Source organism: Bacillus sp. GBSW19 (assembly GCF_002998655.1).
Classification (GTDB): domain Bacteria; phylum Bacillota; class Bacilli; order Bacillales; family Bacillaceae; genus Bacillus.
On sequence record NZ_PVRF01000002.1, the window covers coordinates 588,933 to 612,506 of the forward strand.

Annotated in this window: 24 protein-coding genes; 8 read left to right on the forward strand and 16 right to left on the reverse strand. The window is 42.7% G+C overall.

Annotated elements, in window-relative coordinates:
• Window positions 1-18 precede the first annotated feature (18 nt).
• The 3 genes from cls (C6344_RS12760) to C6344_RS12770 all read left to right on the forward strand — a co-directional run bounded on the left by cls (C6344_RS12760) (window position 19) and on the right by C6344_RS12770 (window position 2,518).
• Window positions 19-1,215, forward strand: a complete 1,197-nt coding sequence (gene cls, locus C6344_RS12760) for a cardiolipin synthase (protein ID WP_106072976.1) — start codon at window positions 19-21, stop codon at window positions 1,213-1,215.
• A gap of 12 nt (window positions 1,216-1,227) precedes the next feature.
• On the forward strand, window positions 1,228-2,190 hold the full coding sequence (gene uvsE, locus C6344_RS12765; RefSeq protein WP_106048092.1) for a UV DNA damage repair endonuclease UvsE: 963 nt from the start codon (window positions 1,228-1,230) through the stop codon (window positions 2,188-2,190).
• A gap of 73 nt (window positions 2,191-2,263) precedes the next feature.
• Entirely contained in the window at window positions 2,264-2,518 is a 255-nt protein-coding gene (locus tag C6344_RS12770) for a general stress protein (protein WP_095285673.1), read from the forward strand.
• 29 nt (window positions 2,519-2,547) lie between these two features.
• Here the strand turns inward: C6344_RS12770 and C6344_RS12775 are convergent, their stop codons facing one another.
• From C6344_RS12775 to cls (C6344_RS12785), 3 genes are all read right to left on the reverse strand, one after another.
• Window positions 2,548-3,546: a S66 family peptidase gene (locus C6344_RS12775; protein ID WP_060597503.1), complete on the reverse strand. Its 999-nt coding sequence runs from the start codon at window positions 3,544-3,546 to the stop codon at window positions 2,548-2,550.
• A gap of 276 nt (window positions 3,547-3,822) precedes the next feature.
• Window positions 3,823-5,538, reverse strand: coding sequence for an ABC transporter ATP-binding protein (locus tag C6344_RS12780; RefSeq protein WP_060597738.1), 1,716 nt, complete (start codon window positions 5,536-5,538; stop codon window positions 3,823-3,825).
• Between the two features lie 105 nt (window positions 5,539-5,643).
• Window positions 5,644-7,146 carry a cardiolipin synthase gene (gene cls / locus C6344_RS12785; RefSeq protein ID WP_223254328.1) on the reverse strand — a complete coding sequence of 501 codons (1,503 nt, stop codon included), beginning with the start codon at window positions 7,144-7,146 and terminating at the stop codon, window positions 5,644-5,646.
• Between the two features lie 157 nt (window positions 7,147-7,303).
• Between cls (C6344_RS12785) and C6344_RS12790 the strand changes: the two genes are divergently transcribed.
• Window positions 7,304-8,275, forward strand: a complete 972-nt coding sequence (locus tag C6344_RS12790; protein ID WP_106072977.1) for a S66 family peptidase — start codon at window positions 7,304-7,306, stop codon at window positions 8,273-8,275.
• 292 nt (window positions 8,276-8,567) lie between these two features.
• Here C6344_RS12790 and argS read toward each other — a convergent pair whose 3' ends face one another.
• The 3 genes from argS to C6344_RS12810 form a co-directional block, all read right to left on the reverse strand.
• Entirely contained in the window at window positions 8,568-10,241 is a 1,674-nt protein-coding gene (argS, locus tag C6344_RS12800; RefSeq protein WP_060597505.1) for an arginine--tRNA ligase, read from the reverse strand.
• Window positions 10,238-10,660, reverse strand: a complete 423-nt coding sequence (locus tag C6344_RS12805; RefSeq protein WP_003215400.1) for a YwiB family protein — start codon at window positions 10,658-10,660, stop codon at window positions 10,238-10,240. The genes argS and C6344_RS12805 overlap by 4 nt, the downstream gene beginning before the upstream one ends.
• 135 nt (window positions 10,661-10,795) lie before the next feature.
• The gene (locus C6344_RS12810) at window positions 10,796-11,143 is read right to left on the reverse strand and encodes a hypothetical protein (protein WP_060597506.1); all 348 of its coding nucleotides are present in this window, start codon (window positions 11,141-11,143) and stop codon (window positions 10,796-10,798) included.
• Between the two features lie 81 nt (window positions 11,144-11,224).
• On the opposite strand from C6344_RS12810, the gene C6344_RS12815 reads away from it, so the two are divergent.
• The gene (locus C6344_RS12815; protein WP_060597507.1) at window positions 11,225-12,139 is read left to right on the forward strand and encodes a hypothetical protein; all 915 of its coding nucleotides are present in this window, start codon (window positions 11,225-11,227) and stop codon (window positions 12,137-12,139) included.
• Between the two features lie 47 nt (window positions 12,140-12,186).
• On the opposite strand, the gene speB is transcribed toward C6344_RS12815, so the two are convergent.
• Window positions 12,187-13,059 carry an agmatinase gene (gene speB / locus C6344_RS12820; protein ID WP_106071336.1) on the reverse strand — a complete coding sequence of 291 codons (873 nt, stop codon included), beginning with the start codon at window positions 13,057-13,059 and terminating at the stop codon, window positions 12,187-12,189.
• A 69-nt stretch (window positions 13,060-13,128) separates the two neighbouring features.
• Entirely contained in the window at window positions 13,129-13,959 is an 831-nt protein-coding gene (gene speE, locus C6344_RS12825; RefSeq protein ID WP_012011597.1) for a spermidine synthase, read from the reverse strand.
• Between the two features lie 224 nt (window positions 13,960-14,183).
• Between speE and C6344_RS12830 the strand changes: the two genes are divergently transcribed.
• The gene (locus C6344_RS12830; RefSeq protein WP_060597509.1) at window positions 14,184-16,253 is read left to right on the forward strand and encodes a transglycosylase domain-containing protein; all 2,070 of its coding nucleotides are present in this window, start codon (window positions 14,184-14,186) and stop codon (window positions 16,251-16,253) included.
• Window positions 16,254-16,378: 125 nt separating this feature from the next.
• On the opposite strand, the gene C6344_RS12835 is transcribed toward C6344_RS12830, so the two are convergent.
• Both C6344_RS12835 and C6344_RS12840 read right to left on the reverse strand, forming a co-directional pair.
• Window positions 16,379-16,897: a YwhD family protein gene (locus C6344_RS12835; RefSeq protein WP_060597510.1), complete on the reverse strand. Its 519-nt coding sequence runs from the start codon at window positions 16,895-16,897 to the stop codon at window positions 16,379-16,381.
• Between the two features lie 12 nt (window positions 16,898-16,909).
• The gene (locus C6344_RS12840) at window positions 16,910-17,566 is read right to left on the reverse strand and encodes a site-2 protease family protein (protein ID WP_223250429.1); all 657 of its coding nucleotides are present in this window, start codon (window positions 17,564-17,566) and stop codon (window positions 16,910-16,912) included.
• A 114-nt stretch (window positions 17,567-17,680) separates the two neighbouring features.
• Between C6344_RS12840 and C6344_RS12845 the strand changes: the two genes are divergently transcribed.
• Window positions 17,681-17,866, forward strand: coding sequence for a 2-hydroxymuconate tautomerase (locus tag C6344_RS12845; RefSeq protein WP_012011601.1), 186 nt, complete (start codon window positions 17,681-17,683; stop codon window positions 17,864-17,866).
• A 50-nt stretch (window positions 17,867-17,916) separates the two neighbouring features.
• Here C6344_RS12845 and C6344_RS12850 read toward each other — a convergent pair whose 3' ends face one another.
• The 4 genes from C6344_RS12850 to C6344_RS12865 all read right to left on the reverse strand — a co-directional run bounded on the left by C6344_RS12850 (window position 17,917) and on the right by C6344_RS12865 (window position 21,177).
• Window positions 17,917-18,729 carry a zinc-dependent metalloprotease gene (locus C6344_RS12850; RefSeq protein ID WP_106072979.1) on the reverse strand — a complete coding sequence of 271 codons (813 nt, stop codon included), beginning with the start codon at window positions 18,727-18,729 and terminating at the stop codon, window positions 17,917-17,919.
• A 223-nt stretch (window positions 18,730-18,952) separates the two neighbouring features.
• Entirely contained in the window at window positions 18,953-19,453 is a 501-nt protein-coding gene (locus tag C6344_RS12855; protein ID WP_012011603.1) for a YwgA family protein, read from the reverse strand.
• A 30-nt stretch (window positions 19,454-19,483) separates the two neighbouring features.
• A complete protein-coding gene (locus tag C6344_RS12860; RefSeq protein WP_007497716.1) occupies window positions 19,484-20,785 on the reverse strand; it encodes an HD domain-containing protein in 1,302 nt (433 codons plus the stop codon).
• Window positions 20,786-20,955: 170 nt separating this feature from the next.
• Window positions 20,956-21,177 carry a YuzB family protein gene (locus C6344_RS12865; protein WP_003215259.1) on the reverse strand — a complete coding sequence of 74 codons (222 nt, stop codon included), beginning with the start codon at window positions 21,175-21,177 and terminating at the stop codon, window positions 20,956-20,958.
• Between the two features lie 238 nt (window positions 21,178-21,415).
• Between C6344_RS12865 and C6344_RS12870 the strand changes: the two genes are divergently transcribed.
• Window positions 21,416-22,216: an RsfA family transcriptional regulator gene (locus C6344_RS12870; protein ID WP_034660339.1), complete on the forward strand. Its 801-nt coding sequence runs from the start codon at window positions 21,416-21,418 to the stop codon at window positions 22,214-22,216.
• A 33-nt stretch (window positions 22,217-22,249) separates the two neighbouring features.
• Here the strand turns inward: C6344_RS12870 and C6344_RS12875 are convergent, their stop codons facing one another.
• Window positions 22,250-22,483: a DUF5970 family protein gene (locus C6344_RS12875; RefSeq protein WP_034660341.1), complete on the reverse strand. Its 234-nt coding sequence runs from the start codon at window positions 22,481-22,483 to the stop codon at window positions 22,250-22,252.
• Between the two features lie 19 nt (window positions 22,484-22,502).
• The gene (gene lipL / locus C6344_RS12880) at window positions 22,503-23,348 is read right to left on the reverse strand and encodes an octanoyl-[GcvH]:protein N-octanoyltransferase (protein WP_106072980.1); all 846 of its coding nucleotides are present in this window, start codon (window positions 23,346-23,348) and stop codon (window positions 22,503-22,505) included.
• Window positions 23,349-23,574: the final 226 nt, after the last annotated feature.

Sequence of the window (23,574 nt, forward strand, 5' to 3'; positions counted from 1 at the left end):
AAAAAAGGAGGAAGCTTCATGATCGCATTGATCATCCTACTCGTACTCATTGCCATCGTTTTTCTCGTGATGGTAGACCTTTATATGGGAAAGAAATATTTTTCTACCCGCGCTTTTGAACGGTCTTTTGACAAAACAAGCGGTGATGCAGCTTTTTATCATGATGGCGAACCATTTTTTGATCAGCTGCTCGCGGATATTCAACAGGCCTCTTCTTCTATTCATATGATGTTCTTTATTGTAAAGAACGACAAGATTGGCCAAAGGGTCTTACAAGCACTGAAAGCCAAAGCGGAACAAGGGGTTTCAGTCTTTTTGCTGACCGATCGACTAGGGTCCTATCCGTTTGATCAAAAGTCCATTGATATGCTAGAAAAAAGCGGCATCCAATTTTACTTTTTAAATAAGCCTCGTTTCCCTTTTTTGATTTATCGGTTAAACATGAGAAATCATCGTAAAATTACGGTGATTGATGGAAAGATTGGCTATATTGGCGGGTTTAATATTGGCGATGAATATGTTGGAAAAAATGGCCAGTTTGGCATTTGGAAAGATTATCATTTGCGCATGACAGGGCAAGTTGTCGCAGATCTCCAGCATGTGTTTTTGAATGATTTATACCGGTCATCTGGCATTCATCAGCTGCAATATGAGGTTTTTCCTGCTTTGGAACCGGGAACACTACAATGCACAACACGCGCGACTGCTGGTTTTTCTTTAGAAGCTTTGTTTCTCAAAGATATTCAGCAGGCGAGAAAGCAGATCATCATCTGTACGCCTTACTTTATTCCATCTGCCCCTCTTCTGAGTGCACTGCTTGATGCACGAGAGCGAGGTGTCACGGTTGAAATCATCATCCCAATGAAAGCGGATCATCCACTTGTCAAAGAGGTTGGATTTCATTATTTGAAAGACCTCATTGCCTCTGGCTGCCTTGTGTATCGTTTTTATAAAGGATTTTATCATGCGAAAGCCATTCTAATTGACCAGAGACGCTGTATGATTAGCACGGCAAATTTTGATAAACGCAGCTTGTTTCTAAATGAGGAAGTAGACGTCGCCATTGATGATGCCGACTTTACTGCACACGTAGAGGAAAAAATTCGGGAGCACATGGAAGTGTCTGAGCTTATGACAGAGGAGAAAATGACCCAGCGTCCGCTTTTGTCACGTCCGCTGGAATGGGTTGGCGCCATGTTCTCGTACTTTTTATAAAGGAGATGACCTATGCGTTATCGATTTGGTTATGTATCCAATGCCGTCACCTTGTGGGAAGCTTCTCCTGCCAAGTCGCTGACCTTTGCAAGATACAGTAAGCTCTCAAAGGAAGAGAGAGAAGAGGCTTTATTGCGAACAACGAAAGCCAATCTCGTGAATACATTAAGAACGCTCTATTTCGCCATTGCCCATGATATCCCGCTTTACCGTTTTTCAAGTTCGATCGTCCCGCTCGCGACCCATCCCGATGTGCGCTGGGACTTTGTGACACCTTTTCAAAAGGAGTTTCATGAAATTGGCGAGTTGGTGAAACGGCACGGATTACGTGTGAGCTTTCACCCTAATCAATTTACCTTGTTTACTAGCCCAAAGCCTTCAATCACAGAAAATGCCGTGATCGATATGACGTACCATTATCAAATGCTTGAGGCGATGAAGCTCGAAAAGGAAGGCTATATGAACATTCATGTGGGCGGTGCGTACGGTGATAAAGAATCGGCGCTTCAACGTTTTGATGACAATATCAAAAAGCTTCCGGCGCATATCAAGGCGAGAATGACGCTTGAGAATGATGACAAAACGTATACGTCGTTAGAAACCCTTGGTGTATGTGAAAAGCAAGGTATTCCATTTGTTTTTGATTACCATCATCACGTGGCCAATAAAGATGACGATGCCGCGCTTGAAGACATTCTGCCAAGAATGTTCGACACTTGGACGAGCACTGGCATTCCGCCTAAAATCCATTTATCCTCACCTAAATCAGAAAAAGCCATACGCAGTCATGCAGATGGTGTAGATATGTCCTTTGTCTTACCGCTTTTTCATGCATTAAAACCGTATGGGCGTGATGTAGATTTTATGATTGAGGCGAAGTTAAAGGATCAGGCACTGCTCCGACTTGTCGAAGAGCTGTCTGCGATAAGAGGCAATAAGCGAACGGGCGGAGGAACCTTTGAGTGGAAATCATAGAGAACGGTTTATCCCTGTGCAAACAGGGGTAACAAAGCTATTGTGAGAAAGTAATTAACAGGAGGATATGAAGATGTCTCAAATCTATTCAATCCAAATCGCTGCGAAAGCATTGAATTTACATAAGCTTATTTCTCTTTATCAAAAATGCCACCAGGCTCAACATCGTCTATATGTGTATTCTAAAAAAACAATGTGCAACATCAAGAACATCGTAGAGCTTGAAACCTTCAGGCTCACTCATTTAGAGTCTGATTACTTAATTGTCGTAGAGGGAAAAAAAGCGCAAGATCTCTTGCAGCCATTTGAAAAAGAGCAGGTTTCATAAAAAAGAGCAGCCCTCAGGCCGCTCTTTTGTTATATCCACTCTTTTGCCAACCAAACTTGTTTTGAAGCTGCATCCATTTTCACTTGTGCCCCGATTGGCATCGTAAGCATCGGGTGTGTATGGGCACAGTCAAAATCTGCGATGAGCGGTCTCTTTGTCTCTCCAAGCACCTCAAGTAAAATCTCGTAAGGTTCTTTTCCCGTTCCCTCATCATCAAACAGCTCATGTTTTCCCAAAAGAATACCTGATACCCGCTCAAACACTCCATTTACTTTCAATAAAGAGAAGTTTTTTTCTACAACCGAAGCGGTTTTCATGCAATCTTCAATAAGGAGGACGTCTCCGTTTTGAATGGCTGGCATGAACTCACTTCCCCATATACCGTACATGGCATTCAGATTCCCGCCAATCAATCTACCTTCTGCCTGTCCCTCTATGACGCACAGCCAATCGTTTGGACGCTGCTTTTTATCACGCGTCTTTTCTTCCCAATTGATTCGTTCATCCGTCCAAAAAGGTGGTTTTTTGACCTGATAAGGAATGGTTTGAGGCTGCATCAGGATGTCTTCGAACGACTGATATGTATAAGCGACGAACGGTTCAAACTCTCCAAAAGATGGGACAAGCGCCGGTCCGTAGAATACAGGCAGTCCCGTTTTTTCGTAGGCTGCTAAAAGAATCGCTGTCGCATCTGAATAACCGATCATGATTTTCGGATGTTGATTCAGCAGCTCAAAATCAAGATAAGGCAGCAAACTATTTGAATTTGTCCCGCCAATCATTGACATAACGCACGCCAAGTCCTCTCTAGCCATTAGCTCATTCAGCTCATCGGCTCGTTCTTGAATTGTACCTGAACGGTAGTGATCCTCTTTCCCTGTTAATGATCCTGGTACCACAATGAATCCTTTTTGCTCAAGCCACTTCTTCGCCCGCTGATACCTAAGAGGCGAGGTCGCTGATGCAGGACTTGAAGGTGAAAAAATACCGATCTTATCTCCCTTTTGTAATCGCCGAAGCCCCTTCATTCCATCAGATCCTTCCTACACGAGTTTTTTCTATCCTAACAAAAAAAGCCCCTTATCAAAAGGGCTTTCAGATTTTTGACAAAGGGCTATAATGATCTTTATTTTAGTCCTTTATCTTTTTTCAGCGTGATAGAAAACCTTTGCAGTCTAGGAAGGACGAGCACTGGAGCGGAGCGAATTGAACATTCGTGAGCACCAGAGCGCAGGACTGACAACGAATGCGAGGGTTTATCTACACGCTGAAAGCCCTTTATCAAAAGGGCTTTCTCTTTCTTCTTAATGACCAAACTGCGCTTCGTGCAGTCTGCTGTATACGCCGCCCATTTGGATTAAGTCTTGGTGGCGGCCTTGTTCTTGAATGCCTTCCTCTGTCACGACGATGATACGGTCGGCGTGTTTAATTGTCGCAAGGCGGTGGGCTATGACGAGTGTTGTCCGTCCGACAGCTAGTTCGCTCAGTGCATCCTGTATGGCTTTTTCTGTTTCTGTATCAAGTGCTGATGTGGCTTCATCTAGAATGAGAATGGACGGGTTTTTCAGGAACATCCGCGCAATCGACAGACGCTGCTTTTGACCGCCTGACAGTTTGACGCCGCGCTCACCTATCACGGTATTTAACCCTTCTGGGAAACGCTGAACGAGTTCCTCTAAATGCGCACTTCTTACAGCCTCCCAAATCTCTGCATCACTGGCTTCTAGGTTGCCGTACGCAATGTTTTCACGAATGGTGCCCGAGAATAAAAAGACATCCTGCTGCACAATACCGATCTGCTGCCTTAAAGAAGACAATGTCATCGACTTTGTGCTTACACCATCAATCGTGATGTCCCCTTCATCCACATCATAAAAACGAGGCAGCAGACTGCAAATGGTTGATTTCCCCGCTCCTGAAGGCCCGACAAACGCAACCGTTTCTCCTTGTTTGATCTTTAAATCGATATCCTTTAGCACATGGCTGTGCTCATCGTAGCCAAATGTCACGTTTCGATATTCAATTTCACCTTTCAGTCCGTATACATCACGTGCTCCCTCTGTATCCTTCACATCCGGCTCTGTTTCTAGCAAATCGACATAGCTTTTAAAGCCCGCAATGCCTTTCGGATACATTTCAATGACCGTGTTGATTTTATCAATCGGTCTAAATAAAACATTTGTGATCAGAACAAACGCGATAAAGCCACCTGCCGTTAATTGACCTTGCAGGACAAACCATGTACCTGCGAGAAGGACAAACAGTGTCACAAGACGTGTGAGAATGTAACTGATCGATCCATTGACCGACATAATTTTATAAGAAAGAAGCTTCGCCTTCCGAAACCGGTTGTTGTTTTCAGCAAAACGTTTTTTCTCAAAATGTTCATTGGCAAAGGCTTGAACAAGACGAATGCCGCCGATATTGTTTTCAACCCTTGCATGAAAGTCTCCAATGTCATTGTTCAGCTGTGTAATCGCATGCGTCATTTTCTTATTAAAATGAAGGGCAAGCCAGATGATGACAGGCATGATCAGGAAGGTTAAAATAGCCAGCTGCCAGTTAATCATCAGCATGACAGCAAAGGCACCAAGAATTGTCATAATCGCTATAAACAAATCTTCAGGACCGTGATGCGCCACTTCTCCAATGTACATGAGGTCGTTTGTCATCCGTGACATGAGCTTACCCGTTTTGTTGTTATCAAAGAATTTAAAGGATAGGCGCTGAAAGTGATCAAACAGCTTCTTCCTCATATCTGTTTCAATATTAATTCCAAGCATATGCCCCCAGTACGACACAATAAATTGCATAACCGAGCTGAGTGCATAAATGACAAACAGCGCAAGTGCGGTCCAGCCAATGACCGCCCAGTTCCCTGTTGGCAATAATGTATCAATGAAGTAGTTCACGATAAGCGGGAAACCCAGTTCCATCAATCCAACGGCGACAGCGCAAAAGAAATCTAAAAAGAACAGACCTCGATAGGGCCTGTAATAGGCGAAAAAGCGTTTTAGCATATGTAAAAGAACCTCATTTCCTCTATAATTGATAATCATTTTCAATTATAGAGGAATCCTCTTTAAAATACTAGATCAGGAAATGATTTCTTTGACTTGAAATCCTCATAACACGCCAGAAAACAACCGGGCAAATGATTCCTTCAATCGCTCTTTTAACCCTCTTTTATAAAAATGAACAGGTCCCATTTGCTCACATTCTTTCATATCTTCCTCATAGTGGGCCATCAGTTGCTCAATTGGCTTTTTCGCGGCTGTAAAGACATTGACCTCAAAATTGAGCTGAAAGCTTCTCATATCCACATTTGCGGTGCCGACAGAGGCAAGTTCTCCATCTGCGATCATCACTTTTTGATGCATGAAGCCCTTTTGATAGTGATACACCTTGATACCTTCTTTTAGAAGCTCAGAAAAATAGGATCGTGTGGCGTATTGTGTGAGAAAGCCGTCATTGATCTCCGGAACCATCACCCGGACATCCACCCCTCTTGTAGCAGCAATTTTTAATGCTGTACGAAGGGATTCATTTGGGACAAAATAAGGTGTTGCAATCCAGACAAATTGTTTCGCATTTGAGATGAGTGCATCATATAAATCACTCATACTTTCTTTCATATCGGGTCCAGTCGGTACAACCTGAATGACATCCTCTCCCGTCACAGAGTGCGGCGTATGATACTTCGGATCCTCAATTAATACTTCATCTGATACATACTCCCAGTCGAGCATAAAAACAGAGTGAAGGGTTTGAACAGCCTCACCCTTTAACATGGTATGCGTATCACGCCAAAAACCGATATTTTCATCACGTCCGACATATTCTTTTCCGACATTTAACCCACCGACAAACCCTGTCTTCCCATCAATTATCACGATTTTGCGGTGATTTCGGAAATTGAATTTTTGATTAAAAAAACCATATTTTAAAGGCAGAAAAGGAGCGACTTTTACTCCTTCCTGCTTCAAGCGTTTAATATCTTTTCGGGAGAAGCGAATGCTGCCAGCCGCATCATAGATGAAGCGAACCTCTACCCCTTCTTTCACTTTTTCTATCAGAATCTCCATCATCCGGTGCCCGAGGAAATCTGATTTGAACATGTAGTATTCTATATGGATGAACGATTTTGCCTTTTTTAATTCTTCAAAAATACGGGGAAAAGTCTCCTCCCCATTCTTTAAAATGTCCATATCACTATTTGTGTTCACATGCATGCCTGTTGCTTTTTCTGTGTAATGAAAAAAAGTTCGCTGATTTTCGGTTAGACGCGATTCATCCGGCTTGCTCTCAAGCTCAGATATTCTGCGTAACTTTTCACGGTTGTACATTCTCTTTGATTTGAATAAATGACCTTTCACATAGAGCTGTCCTGAGAACAAATAAAACATATAGCCAATGATCGGGAAAAAGATCAGCACATACATCCATAACAACGTGTGCTGTGATGTACGGTTCTCTAGCATGAGTGAGATGATACTAAATAAAATAATGGCGATATAAACTGCCGCGTACAGCTGAATGCTCCACGCTGGCACCGGCCACCAATACACCACATATGCCCCGAATATCATAAAATATAAAAATAAAAATTCCAGTCTCCTCTTTTTCACATTCTCCGCCCTCATTCGTTTCTGTCTTTTTCTCTTCCATACCCTTTGCACAGCTTGTATGAAACGCACGGCCTATGCCTTTCTCCTAGCTTTTACAGACTTGGACCATTTGATCCGATATAATGGAGAAATATGTGATGGAAAGGAAGATTTGTTTATGCATACACCCTCTCCTTTAAAAAAAGGTAGTCATCTTCGTGTCATTGCCCCAAGCCGAAGTGCCAGCATTTTATCAGAAGAAGGAATCGCTCAAGCAAAAAAGCGTTTAGAGATGTTAGGCTTCACCGTCTCTTTTGGACAACACGCGTTTGAATGTGATCTTCATTCCTCTTCATCTATTGAACACCGCTTGTCTGATCTCCATGAGGCGTTCACAGATGATGAAGTCGACGGTATTTTGACAGCCGTTGGAGGCTTCAATTGCAATGAACTCTTGCCTTATATTGATTACGACTTGATTCGTCAGCACCCTAAAGTCCTTTGCGGCTACAGTGATATTACCGCACTCGCAAGCGCTATTACTGCCAAATGTGATATGGTGACATACTCTGGCCCTCATTTCTCCAGCTTCCAAATGGAGCAGGGGCAAGAGGAGCAGTCCGCTATGTTTCAGGCCTGCTTGATGAACGGCGGTGAGCCATTTGATGTGATCCCTTCGACAAAATGGAGTGATGACGCGTTGTATCTCGATCAAGCGAACAGGCAGTTTCATCCGACGAAATGGAAAATGTATCAGGAAGGAACAGCTGAAGGCACCTTGTTTGGCGGAAACCTTTGTACACTGAACTTACTGCAAGGGACGTCGTTTATACCTCATATCAAGGATGCCATCTTATTTGTGGAGGATGATGAGTTGGTTTTCCCTGAAATGTTCGCCAGAGACCTCACATCCCTCTTGCAGCATGCAGAATCAATCAAAGGACTGATCATCGGACGCTTTCAGAAGAAATCCGAGATGACAGAGGAACATTTAAGATTCATTCTAGATAAGCACCCAATGCTCAAACACATTCCAGTGATTTACGATGTCGATATTGGACATACGCAGCCGGTTTTCACCTTACCGATTGGTGGAGACGTGAAGCTAGCGTGTAAAGATGGAGCCGTGCAGCTGCGCATTCTATCATAAAACAGAGCCAAAAAAGCACCCAAATAAACGGTGCTTTTTTCTATGCCACGATCTTTTATAAAATTTTTTTAGAAAAAAGTGATCCAACCCTTTTCCCCCTTCGTTAAGTAGATGTAAAAAGAAAAGAGAGGAGGCAACAACATGTTTTCTGATGTACTTAGCCAATTATTTGATTCTATTTCTAACATTATTAATACGCTTGGGTAATGTTCAACACCTGCTGTCCTTAGAAGATAGCGGGTGTTGAACATCAAAAAGCCCCACTCCTATAGTAGAGCGGGGCTTTTTTGTATTACATCTTTTCCGGTGCCGATACACCAATTAGTTTTAATGCATTAGCAAGCGTAATTTGTGTAGCTTTCATAAGTGAAAGACGTGCTGTTGTTTTTGTTTCGTTTTCTACATCAATAACCTTCTCGGCATTGTAGAAGCTGTGAAGGGCTGATGCAAGGTCATAAATATAGTTCGTCACGCGGTGCGGAATGCGCTTTTCAGCTGCTTCTGCTACAACTTCTGGGAAGCTGCCAATGATTTTGAGAAGATCGTATTCTTTTTCCGATTGAATGTGAGAGAAATCTGCTTTTTCAAGGTTCGGCTCGTAGCCTTTTTCTTCACCTTGACGCAGCATGCTGCAAATTCTCGCATGTGCATATTGTGCGTAGTACACAGGGTTTTCGTTAGACGTAGAGATGGCTAAGTCTAGGTCAAAGTCCATGTGTGTCGCCGCACTTCTCATCGCAAAGAAATAACGAGTGGCATCTAAGCCTACTTCTTCAATCAGGTCACGCATGGTGACGGCTTTTCCTGTACGCTTACTCATCTTCATCTTTTCACCGTTTTTGTATAGGTGAACGAGCTGAATGATTTCTACTTCAAGCTTGCCAGCGGGATATCCAAGAGCTTGAATCGCCGCTTTCATTCGAGGGATATAGCCGTGATGGTCCGCTCCCCAAATGTTAATGAGCTGATCAAAGCCTCTGTCTAATTTGTCTTTATGATATGCGATATCTGGAAGCAAGTAAGTGAAGCTGCCGTCCTTTTTAATAAGCACGCGGTCCTTGTCATCGCCAAAATCAGTTGAACGCAGCCACGTTGCACCGTCTTCTTCAAAGACATAGCCTTTAGCGCGAAGGGTTTCCAGCGCTGGTTCGATTTTTCCGTTTTCATATAAAGAGGTTTCTGAATACCATACATCAAATGGGACACGGAAATTCTCAAGGTCTACACGCAATTTCTCTAATTCGTATTTTAATCCGTATTCACGGAAGAACTTCATCCGCTCTTCTTCTGGCTCATGCACGAAACGGTCACCAAATTCATCCGCCAGCTTTTGTCCGATGCCTTTGATGTCTTCTCCTCTGTAGCCGTCTTCAGGCATCTCTTTTTCAAGACCGAGTGCCTCAAAGTAACGTACTTCTACAGATAAAGCGAGATTATTGATCTGATTCCCTGCATCGTTGATATAGTATTCACGGCTCACATCGAACCCTGCTTTATCAAGGATGTTGCAAAGGGAATCACCTACAGCTGCTCCGCGGGCATGTCCAAGGTGAAGGTCACCTGTTGGGTTGGCTGAGACGAATTCGACTTGCACCTTTTGGCCGCCGCCTGTATTCGTTTCACCATATGCCTCTTTTGCTTCAAGGACAGCTGGGATGAGCTTTGTTAAATACTGATTGTTCATATAAAAGTTAATGAACCCTGGACCTGCGATATCCAGTTTTTCAATAGAAGCTTTCCCTTTATCAAACGCATTGACAATGTCCTCTGCGATTTGGCGAGGTGCTTTTTTCGCAATGCGGGCAAGCTGCATCGCCATGTTGGTGGAGTAATCACCGTGAGTTTTGTCTTTCGGCACTTCTAAAAGGACATCTGGTACCTGGCTTTCATCAGCAAGTCCTGCTTTGACGACTGCCGCAATGATTTCTTCTTTTAACGCATCTTTGACCTGTTCTGCGATATTCATGAACGTAAATCCTCCTTATACGAAATCGATAATGTATGTAAATGCTTTTGATCTTCCCCTGTCAGCATATCGTACGTAATGTGCAGCAGTCCCTTGTCCACATCTAGATCAATGCCATGTGTGTGTACATCAAGCTGTAGTGTACCGAAGGGCATCGTGTAATGTGTGACGGTCGTTTCTCCGATGAGAAAGCGCTGCTTCATTTGAATGGCACCTGATCTCATGACAAAAATTTCTTTTTCACTCATTTTCACAACGGTTTTTACTTGACCCATTTCATGTTCTTCATGGTAAGTGAGATACGTTTTGTCATTCTTCTCTTGATACGTTCCAGTCGTGCGGAATTCGATCGTTTCAGCCGGCTCCGTCTCTGGTTTCATCACTGACTTGACATGAATTGAAATTTGGTTTTGTGTCATTTTGCACTTCCTTTGCTAAGACCCGTTTAACTAAAATAGTATACCATATTCATGATCGCCTATCATACCATCATTTCTCTTCTTCACTGCGATTAAACTTTTTCTAACATAAAAAAAGAGCAGATAAACTGCTCTTTAGAAAAATAGGAAGATAAAACTGACTAACACAACAAGTACTGCCTTTAACCCCAAATCTTTTCTTTTAATTAAATAAAAAAGAGCTTGTATTCCCGAACTCGCCAAAAACACTTGAAAAAAATCAAATGGAACGATTTGTCCCTTTTTAAATACCACCTGCATAAATAACGCAATGGCCGTAAGATAGAAAAAACCTCGATCCTGAAACAAACCAACTAACTCCTCCTTTCCTTCCTTTTTAGAAGCAAAAACTGGTGGATCAGTTGCCAACTCTTTTTTCAGTGTAATAAAACCTGCCGCTAAAACACATAAAGCGAGTAACACCATGAATATAGAAGATAACATTTTATTCCTCCATTTACTTATAATAGAATTTATGTTAAATATTATATATGGAATATACTAATTTAAGAAAGAGGAGTTTTTATGAAAAGAAAATTGTACTCATCAATCCCTATTCTAATCACGTTAGCTCTAATTGGAACGATTATTAACCCTAAAATAACGCATGCAAAGGAAGAAATGAACCCCGCTAGTGATATAGAAAATATTACAGGAATAAACGGGATATTGAAATCAATCAAAAGTAATAATACTTACAAGTATGGAAATACTACAAAAGGATATGAAGTGCCAAAAGATCCTAATTCACCTATTCAACTTGATGTCTCAACTAATATATCTTTGCCTTCCGAAAATATCAAAAAAGGTGTAATTTCTCCAAATGGAACTGTAGTTTATAATAATAATGATAAGGAAAATGTAATTTACGCTGTTCAACCGACAAATGACGGTCTAAAGAGTTTAATACAGATTAATGATCAAAAAGCTCCTAAAGAATATCGATTTAAAATGAATTTGCCTAGGGGTAGTAAATTGGTAACTGCAGCGGAGTATTTGGGTAGTGAATTCGACACAGGAGAAGTTTATGTAGTTAACAAAGAAAATATGATCACTTCTATATTTAGTCCAGCTTGGGCAAAGGATGCCAATAATCAAGATGTCCCTACTTATTATAAAACTGATGGAAATACACTAATACAAGTTGTAGATTTTAATAGCAAAACTGCTTTCCCAATTATTGCTGATCCAGATTGGTCTAAGATCGCTGCGTGTTCAGCAGCAATAGCTTGGTTTATAGGTTCTAACTTGTTTGCTGCAGCTAAAATTATAAAAGTAAAAAAATACGTAAAAGAATTAGGTGGAATAAAAGAGACTGCAAAACTATTAGCTGGTGCTACATCATGGGAGGAAAAGTTGAAAATTGGCGGCGAAGCTTTTAAAGGACTTGCTGCCGAAATTACAGGTGTTGGCGGCCTAGCCGTTTGTATAAATTGGTAGATATTACTTTTGAAAAACCTGTCCAATTAGAAATTGGACAGGTTTTTTTATTTCACAAATCCAAGCAGCATTTCGCGTAAAAGCTTGCTCGCTGTATTCGCTGTTTGGTCGGAATGATCATATACAGGTGCTACCTCTACAAGATCTGCACCGACTACTTGAACCTCAGATCCTGCAATGGCATGAATAGATGCTAGCAGCTCTTTCGATGTAATACCGCCAGCATCCACCGTGCCTGTACCAGGTGCATGAGCCGGGTCTAATACATCAATGTCGATCGTCACATAAACTGGACGCCCCTTCAGCTTTGGCAATACTTGCATCAATGGCTCCAGCACTTCAAATTTAGAAATGTGCATGCCCGCTTCTTTTGCCCATTCAAATTCTTCCTTCATCCCAGAACGAATCCCGAAAGAGAACACATTCTCAGGTCCAATAAGTCCTGCTACTTTACGAATCGGTGTTGAATGAGACAGAGGCTCACCCTCATATTCCTCACGAAGATCCGTATGTGCATCCATATGAATAATCGCCAAATCAGGGTATTTCTTATGCATCGCACGGAAAACCGGCCAAGACACAAGATGCTCACCGCCCATTCCTAATGGAAACTTCCCTTTTTCTAAAATGCTGTCGACATACTCTTCAATTAAGTCTAAGCTTTTCTGTGCATTTCCAAAAGGAAGCGGAATGTCACCGGCATCAAAGAATGGTACCTCGTGCAGTTCACGATCTAAATAAGGGCTGTATTCCTCTAATCCAATCGAAACTTCACGAATACGGTTTGGGCCAAAACGTGAGCCCGGTCTATAACTGACGGTCCAATCCATCGGCATACCGTATAAAATGACTTTTGCATCTTCCCATGTCGGATGACTTCCAATAAACACTTTTCCTGAATAAGCCTCGTCGAATCTCATGCAAGATTCCTCCTTTTACGCTTCAAAAAATGCGCAAACTGTCATTTGCGCATTTCCACTTCGCTTGATTTATTTGATTAAGTCACTCACAAATTTCGGCAGAACGAATGCCGCTTTGTGCAATTCTTTTGTGTAATATTTAGTCTCAATATCAAAGAAACGGCTGTCTTCTACAGCAAGTGGATCATATTTTTTTGAACCGATGGTAAATGTCCAAAGACCACTTGGATACGTTGGAATATTCGCTGTGTAAAGCTTCGTGATTGGGAAAATCTCTTTCACATCGCGCTGTACATTTGTAATTAGCTCAGGTGTGAACCAAGGGTTGTCCGTTTGTGCCACGAAAATACCGTCTTCTTTGAGTGCTTTTGAAATTCCTGCGTAAAATCCTTTAGAGAACAGGTTCACAGCTGGTCCAACTGGTTCAGTTGAGTCCACCATGATGACATCATACTCATTGTCAGCTTCAGCAATGTGCATAAAGCCGTCTCCGACTTTAACATCTACACGAGGATCGTCTAGTTTCCCAGCAATCGAAGGAAGGAATTTCTTCGAGTATTCGATGACTTTGCCATCAATATCAACAAGTGTCGCTTTTTTCACACTTGGATGCTTCAGGATTTCACGAATGACACCGCCGTCTCCTCCGCCTACGACAAGAACATTTTCCGGGTTTGGATGAGTGAAAAGAGGAACATGTGCCACCATTTCATGGTATACAAACTCATCTTTCTCAGATGTCATCACCATACCGTCTAAAAACAGCATATTGCCAAACTCTTCTGTTTCCACCATTTCTAAATGCTGAAAATCTGTTTGTTCTGTGTGAAGGGTTTTGTTCACCTTCAATGTAATACCAAAATTCTTCGTTTGCTTCTCTGTATACCAAAGTTCGCTCATTGTCCATCTTCCTCTCATCCAATAATAAACAAACATCTATTGTTAGCGCCTTTATCGGCTATGACTATATCGATTGTCCAAGAAAAAAGTATAGTGGATTCATATCAAATTGTAAAGAACCGCATGAGTTCTCTTCAATTTTAATGCACGCTCTTGCAATCATTTGTTTAAAACGGTTTTCTTTGTTCCATACTGATAAAAAACCGTCAAAATGGGGGCTTTGCATGGACACAATCATGAGTAATAAAAAAATCCGCATGACCGTGAAAACGATTCGAGCCTGTTTTTTTATCGGCTTGCTCGCTTTTCTATTTGCAGGCACTGTCTTTTTGACGATTCTTTTACTTGCCAAATGGCAAGGTGCCCCTTCTGTTCAAGTTCCCCAATCCACGACCATTTATGCAGCCGATGGTTCAAAGCTTGGAGAATCCAGCTTTGGAGAAAAGAGATATTGGGTGCCATTAAAGGACATGTCCCCTCATATCAGGCAGGCAGCTGTAGCTGTTGAGGATAAAACTTTTTATGAGCATCATGGCTTTGATGTGAAACGGATGGCAGGTGCTGCGGTGGCTGATATTCGTGCCATGGCTAAGGTACAAGGAGCCAGCACGATCACCCAGCAATATGCACGAAACCTGTATTTAGATCATGATAAAACGTGGAAGCGGAAGTGGAATGAAGCCTTTTACACGATCCGCTTAGAGCAAAACTATACAAAAGATGAGATTTTAGAAGGATACTTGAACACCATTTATTATGGTCACGGAGCGTATGGCGTGGAAGCGGCGTCCCGTCTGTATTTCGGGAAAAAAGCGAAGAATTTGACCCTCGCCGAATCTGCCTTACTTGCCGGTATCCCAAAGGGCCCTTCTCTCTATTCGCCTTATGTGAATGAAGAGAAAGCCGGTGCAAGAAAGAATATGATTTTGAGGCACATGCAAGAGGACGGCATGATTACGAAAAAGGCAGCCGCTGAAGCCGCGAAAGAAAAACTGTCCTATCGCCCTTTGCAGCATAAGCAGCTGCAAGCAAAGCAAGCCCCGTATTTTTATGATGATGTAATTCGTGAGTTGAAACAAAGCTTGGGGTTAACTGAGGAGCAGATCGAAACCTATGGCCTTCATATCCAAACGACTTTAAATCCAGAGTTACAGAAAATTGCAGAGAAGACGTTAAAAAGCACAATCTATTCGAAATCAGATATCCAAATCGGTTTTACTGCTATCCATCCCCAAACAGGTCATGTACTCGCCCTCATAGGGGGAAGAGATTATGAGAAAAGTCCATTCAACCGAGTGACACAAGCGAAAAGACAGCCCGGTTCAACAATGAAACCTCTTCTCTATTACATTGCCTTGCAAAATGGGTTTACACCAGCAACCGTCATGCGCAGTGAAGAAACGGTTTTTGAGCTCGATGATCAAGGAAGCGGTGCTGCTTATTCACCAAGCAATTATCATGGCTATTACGCCAATGATGGCATTACCATGCTTCAGGCCTTGGCGCTGTCTGATAATATTTATGCCGTGAAAACCCATCTATTTTTAGGAATGGAGCAGCTTGTACGTGCTGGCAAAACATTTGGCATCAACGAAAAACTAGATCAAGTGCCATCACTTGCCCTAGGCACGTCCCCTGTCAAACCAATTGAAATGACCAATGCTTACGCAATGCTTGTCAATGGCGGAAAACGAGTCAAACCCACCTTTATTACAAAAGTAACGGATGCAAAAGGCAACGTGCTTTTTGAAGAAAAACAAAAACGAGAGCAAGTCCTAGATGAAAAGGCAGCATTTGTTACCACCGATATGATGTCAGGAATGTTCAATGATCAGTTAAACGGCTATACGAGTGTCACTGGCCGCACCATTATGAAGGATCTCACACGAACATACGGAGGGAAATCAGGAACGACAGGAGCGGACAGCTGGATGATCGGCTTCTCTCCCCAGCTCGTCACAGGTGTGTGGACGGGCTATGATAAAGGGCGTACCATTGACTCGGTCGAAGAAACAGCCTATGCAAAAAAGATATGGGCATCCTTTATGGAATCAGCCCTCTCGAAGCAGCCAGCGTCCTCCTTCATGCCGCCAGACGGTGTAAAAGGTGTGTATATCAATCCAAAAACCGGCGATCTTGCGGGTCCAGGGTGTGAATCAAAGGTATTCACCTATTTTATAGAAGGAACGGAGCCGACAGGTGTTTGCTACGGTGCGGAGGATAAATCTTTTGAGGAAGATCCGGTTCAAGATCAAAGGCCAAAGAAATGGTGGGAAAAGTGGCTGAAACGTTAAAAAAAGACATGAAAAACCCCGAGATTTGCATCTCGGGATTCTCCATGTCCTAGCTTTAACACCAGTTTACTCAAAAACCAGCTGGAATTGGTAGCAATTCACCATTCTTCACAAAAATTTCACAATTATTCAGAGACAGACAATCCTTCTTTTAATTCATCTGTGGATGCTTCCCATAGTGCTTCATTATGACTCTTCAAGAAATCAGCCAGCACCTTTTTCGAGACATCATCCATATGACTGACGACGATTTTTCGCTTCATTGATTTATCCATTAAATTCACATGCTCTGGAAGCGACTTATACCCGCGGCGGATTGAACGGTCGACGGTCATTTCGCAAGCCGTGACACCCGCATAATAAGGGCCTTCTTCTCTGCGGTCAATGGTTACCCATACGAGCCAATACGGCTTTCCGTTCGGTACCTCTTCTTTGCTTTTCAAGAATTTAATCCCTTTTTCCACGGCACTTCTCGCATGCATTGCACCAATATCAATGACCGCTTCCTTTTCCTCTACGTCAATGATCACTGGCGAAATGTTATCAAGGCTGAGCGCGCCCGCTCCAAAGCCTCCGTGTCCGTCGGTTGCATCTGTTTTTTTAATGATGTTAAAACCAATTGGTTTCTTTTTTTTACCTTCCATTCATTAGACCTCCTAAAGCAGCGGCTTCAAAATAAGATTAAACCAGTATATGATTTGATCCCGCATTCCGATCAATGGACCAAAAACAAACTGTCCTAGCGGCGTGATCACGAATATGAGAAAAATGATGATCCCATATTGTTCAAATTGCGTCATTTTCGCCCGGATACCAGGGCTGACGACGTCCTCAATAATACGATACCCATCCAGCGGCGGAAGTGGCAATAAGTTAAATAGGAACAAAATGACGTTCAAGTTAATAAAGATTAAGAAGAAATTATCGACTCCCGGCTCAAAGCGCATGAGCGACTCCCCGCCAAATTTCTGAAGAAGCACGTACACGAAAAAGCCTAGAAACGCCAACACCAAGTTACTTAAAGGGCCAGCAATCGAGACGCAGATTCCTGCTAAGCGCGGGTTTTTAAAATGATAACGATTCACCGGCACAGGTCTCGCCCAGCCAAACCCGGCCACAAAGATCAAAATCGTCCCAAATACATCAAGATGCTTCAGTGGATTTAATGTGAGTCTCCCTTGGTTCTTAGCTGTCGGGTCTCCGAAACGATACGCAACATATGCATGCGCCAGCTCGTGCATCGTAAATGCAACAACAAGCGTAATGGCGACATATGGAATAAGTTCTAATGGATACACAAGAAATTGGTCCAAAGGCATGAATCCCTCTTTCTTTCTATACAATGATTTACTTCATTCAGTATACTATAAGAAGTCCCTTAAACTAAAGGGAAGCGTAGCACGAAAAGGAAAAAGGAGGTTTTCGCATTGCCGATTGTCACCGTTCAAATGCTAGAAGGAAGAACAGACGAGCAGAAAAGAGCTCTTGTAGAGAAAGTCACTGATGCTGTTGTTGAAACAACAGGCGCAGGTGCAGAAAAAGTCTCTGTCATTATTGAAGAAATGAAAAAAGAACACTATGCCGTAGCAGGAAAACGAATCAGCGACCTGTAAGCATAAAAAAAGGACAAGCACATAGGGTGTTTGTCCTTTTGTCTCTTATTTTATCTGTACCACGCTTTGTTACGGTTCACTTGATTTTTATGAGCCGCATCAAAGAAATCGACTGTGTAGGAATAATCATAATTCATTAAGCAGACAATGCCGCTGCCTTGAGGGTCATGCGGTAAGCCAAAGTTATGACCGTATTCATGCGTAGCCGCTTTTGCTGTATTCGCTGTTCCTTGATCAAGGTTGACGGCAAATGCACTTCCGCTCGGTGCACTATTGTATACATATGCGATTCCGCCCGCATCAAAGTTTGGATTTGCTGTAAATCCTGTGACAAAATCGTATCCTCTGCCATCAAAGCTGCGCTGAAGGTTTGACAAGATTTGCTCTGCATTTGATCCAGAAGATGTCCAAGATCCTACTGCTTGTACGACAAAGTCTACATCATGGTCACGGTTAAAGGTGACGTCCGCTTGCTCAATAATGCTGACAATCCGCGTCTGCCAGTCACTATATTTCGCACGATACTGCGCATCTGCTACAGCATAGACCGTTACTTTCTGACTGCCTGTACTTGCCTTTGTTGAAATAGAATCTCCTGTATTCGCCTTAAAGGTTCTAGAGCCTACCTGCTTACCAGACTCATCTAATACCTTTGTTTTCACATCTCGTTCAATTGGAGGTGCTTTCGTCAAATCTTTAAAATCGTTTGCCTTTGGCAACCCCTCACTAATATGTGTTTCGAACGGCGCATGACCATGATCATGCCCATGACCAGCACTCGCGACTGGTGCCGAAGCTGAACTTACTCCCGGTAACAAACTACCTACCAATAAAAATGACAAAAAGACTGAACGCCTTTTCATTCCTATCCCTCCTTTGATTTTTACAAGGTTATATATTCACTGAAAATTCACCATTTTCCTTCTATTCAGTCAAAAACAGGGAATTAGATACACAGAAAAAAGTCGAAATACGTCATATTCACTAATTTTTCGGATATTTCAGCACACATTTCATCGAAAAATAGCGCTTTTGGTCTGGGTCTTACAAAACAAAAAAAGCCCTAAATGCTGGGCTTTTGCGAAACTAGTTCAATTCCTTCAATTGATCAATATAAGCAAGCGCATCCTCAAATTCTTCGTCCGTATAGCGCTGCTTGCTTTTAATGGTGAAGACCTTTTCCTTTACCTCATCTTCTGGCAGGTCATCAAAGTATAAAATTGTGGAGACGAGCTCTAGGAAACGAGACGACTGCTCGTTCATCTGCTGCGTCAGTACTTTGAGGTCAGGCATGTCCACTTCACACTGATCGAGAAACTCTTTCCCATTGTCCGTCAGCGAATAGCGATATTGATAGTATCCGCCCTTTTTTTCCTTCATTTCGTCCAAGAATCCAAGGTTGCACAGCTCTTCAATTCTGAGCGTCAACTCCTCTGAATAGGGGCCATAAAAATGAAAATCGTATTTCTCGTAAAAAGGCAAATCTAGCTTTTTTGCTATGTAAATCATCTTTTGCAGCTTCTTCCGTCCAACGATTTCCCCTGATTCAGAGAATACCTTCATCAACTTTGCATGCTCTTTCAACAAATTCCCGACATCTCCTTTTTCAGTACTTCCTTATCCCAATCCAAGCAGCTTCATGATCGCCTTCTTTTCTTCAGCTTTTTCCGACATATCTACAATTAAGTCCATCGGGAAATAAAGTTTATGATCGGTTCTTCGTTTACCGGAAATGGCGTCAACAATATCTGACTGTCTCGACAGCTCTTTAATATGACCACTTTGCGTCAAAAGGTGGATCGGCAGTCTCTCTTCTTCCTCCCCTGGTCTGTAGAAGTCGTAGGGCAAGTCAGAGGAAGAGTCGACGACTAAATAATAGTCAGGATCAATGCCTGCCTCCTTGAACAAGGCGGTCAGCTTGAAATATTTCGTCATTTCTTCATTCGGATTAAACTCTGTATATTGGAACAATCGGCGGTTCATAAAACGGCGGCACAAATCAGCCAGCACGTGATCTTCTTCGTCTTCCCACGCCTGAAAATAAAATAAGACAATGGATTCATCCAGCTTAATATAGTCCTCTGTGGTGACATTCCCCTCAAAGATCGAATAAAAATGAACAGGGGCATGTGTGAAAATATAGCCCGTTTCATGCAGCTCTTTTGCACGATGGAGAATTTTCGTTAAAATGACTTCCGCACTGCGTGTCACTGGGTGGAAATAAACTTGCCAGTACATTTGATAGCGGCTCATAATATAATCCTCGACCGCATGCATCCCGCTCTGCTTCATCACAATCTGATCTTCTCTCGGACGCATCACGCGCAAAATACGTTCCATATCAAAATGGCCGTAGCTGACGCCTGTATAGTAGGCATCACGCTGCAAATAGTCCATACGGTCGGCATCAATTTGACTTGAGATCAAACTGACCACCTGTTTGTTTTGATACGTTTTGGCAATCACTTCTGCCACATGCTTCGGGAAATCATCACTAACCCGGCGAAGCACTTCATTGACTTCGGTTTGCCCTAAAATAATATCTCTTGTAAACGATTCATGGTCTAAGTGGAAGACCTTTTCAAAGGAATGAGAAAATGGACCATGTCCGAGGTCATGAAGCAAGGCTGCACTCAGTACAAGCTCGCGTTCTCCCTCATCCCATTCCGGCCGACCTTTGAATACATCATCCACAATCCGTCTCACAATCTCGTATACACCGAGTGAATGATTGAAACGGCTGTGTTCTGCACCATGAAACGTCAAGTAAGTGGTTCCTAGCTGTTTAATTCGTCGCAGGCGCTGAAATTCTCTTGTTCCTATTAAATCCCATATTAATGCGTCCCGTACGTGAACATAACGGTGCACAGGATCTTTAAATACCTTTTCCTCAGATAATTTCCCTTTTGGATACGCCATCGTTTCGTCCCTCTTTTTTTAAGACGTGTTTCTATTATATCGGGTAACTTTCCCCGAAAACATCCTTGAATTTGCTGGTGAATGTGTTCTCAAAGATTGCACGGACGTAAAAAGCCCGACCTGACAGGGACGGACCTCTTTTTAGGTCGACTGAACACATTCAGTGACATTTATTTAACTTTTTTTTGAACCTTTTCGAGTAACTCATCTTCTGTTGGTGCGGATAATGGGCGATTGTTTACAAACGCAAAAGCCTTTTTTCGTCCTGGACCACAATAGGATTGACAGCCAATCTCAATTTTTGCATCAGGGTCAACCGATTTGAGTCGAGGCAGCAACGTCTTTAGGTTCGTCGCATCACAATCGTCACATACGCGAAACTCATTAGCCATGGTCTTACGCTTCCTTTCAATGATGAACTTCATTCTATATGAAACAGTTGGAAAACCAAGAGTCATAATATACCACCCAACATTGTACATCGAAGCGGCTGGACTTGCAAGACGCATTGTAACCGCCGATACGTGCTTACATAAAAGCTAGTATTTTCCACTATCCTTTTAGCAAACTTGTATAAACTTTCTTGAACTTGGCTAATCTAATACCATCAAATCATATGGGGGTTTAAACATGTCAAAACAAAGACAAGATGCTTGGTCAGAGGAAGATGATCTCCTCTTGGCAGAAACCGTCTTACGTCACGTCAGAGAGGGCAGTACACAGCTGAATGCGTTTGAAGAAGTAGGAGACAAGCTGAACCGTACCTCAGCGGCATGCGGTTTTAGATGGAATGCTGTTGTGAGGCATCAATATGAAAAAGCGTTAGCTCTTGCCAAAAAACAGCGAAAACAACGGATGCGTGCACTTGGCAATGGCCAGCCTGCAAAGAAACGATTACTTTATCAGCCGCAAGTAGAAGAAACAGTCACGCAAGAGGAATTCTCACAGGAGCTGGAACCAGCGCAGGAAGAAACGTTTGCACCAGCATCTGAAACAGCCGAGCAGCTTCAGTTTGTGGATCAAAGCTACAATGAAGAGTTAGCTAGTTTATCACATTTATTGTCACAAGCTTCTCATGTCGTAGAGAAAAAGCCAGAAGCCAATCCTTTTAGGCAGCAACAGGATTTAACCATCGAAGATGTCATTGATTTCTTGCGCCGCTATGAAGGCGATGGCCAGCAATCATCTGCCTTACGCATGGAAAACAGCCGGTTAAAACGAGAAAACAACGAACTTTCACATAAAGTCACACAGCTAGAAGCGGAAGTGAAAAAGCTTGAAAAGGATCAGCTCACCATTCAAGAAGATTATGAAACACTTGTCAAAATCATGAACCGTGCAAGAAAACTAGTTTTGTTTGAAGAGGACGACACTGCCGCTCCAACCTTTAAAATGGACCGGAACGGCAACCTCGAAAAAATGGCAGAATAACCAAAAGTGCTCCCCATCTGCGGGAAGCACTTTTTAAATACCCAAAAATAACATCACACTAAAAAGGACATTAATTAAAAAGACGAACATAAAAATATACCTGACTTGTCTCACCTGAAAATCACCAAATATAAAAAGATAAAGACCTGCGATGCCAAGTGTCAGTACAGGCTGAAGAAACGGCACCAAAAGCGAAATGCCGTAGCCGGCTCCCATGATGACAGGAAGCCATAGTAAATAGAGGTAACCGCCGTTTTTGGATTTCACCAGAACCCTTCCTTTCTTTTTACGAAAACACCTTTTCATTCCGCTCAATCATCCGCGTCATGTTTTTCTCAAATTCCAGCTGTTCTTCTGCGTTCAGTCCTGACGCTGTCAGCTGATCACTGAGCTTTTGAAGCTCTTCTAGCAAAAGACGCATAAGAAGCGTACAATCGATAGGTTCACCGATTAATTCTGATAAAGACGCCATCGTATCAGGCTGTATATCAGGAAACACGGCCTTCACTTCTTCTCGTTTGTCTTTTAAGGCGGCGTCATAAAAACGGCGGATCAAGTCGGCACGTTCCCGCCCGCTTCCATCTGCACACAAATAAATTTGCACAGCGACTCCACCGCGTAATCTACGCTGAGAAATGCCTGCAAATTTCTTTCCATTGATGCTTAGATCATAACTGCCCGGACAATAAGAGCCGACAATTTCATAGGCTTCAATGTCCACTTCATACATCGACAGCATCCGGCGGACCAATTCCACCATCGCATCATACCCGCGGTCAATATCAATGCCCTTCTTTTGTTCTGCAAAGATTAATGACACATTCAAGACACCTTCATCCAGCACCACAGCAAGGCCGCCTGAATTGCGTACAATGACGCGATAGCCCTCTTCCTCAAGCAGTTTCACGCCATCTTGCAGAAATGGAAGTCTTGTATCCTGAATCCCAAGCACAATCGTATTGTGATGTACCCAAGAACGCGCTGTCGCTGGTGAGAGACCCTTCCCAACCGACGCACAAAGCGTATCATCCATCGCAAAGGATTGCTTCGGGTCCACATAAAGACCGAGGCTCGATTGATCTATGATTCGCCATTTCGGCTGTGTCAGTAACTCAATAGGTTCATTTTTCATGTCCTGCATATCCTCTCGTTCATAAACTGTGTTTATTATAACATGGAAGGAACATGGGATGAATGGAGGGAAAATGAGGGACATGGCATTTGTTCATTTCAAAAAAGCTCTATGACATTGGGCGTCACAGAGCGTTTCAGTTGGATGATTTGGATTTCTTGTTCTTGGTTTTCATGATGAAATAAACAGTGGCGAACAAAATGAAAGGTACCCCAACCATGAGGCC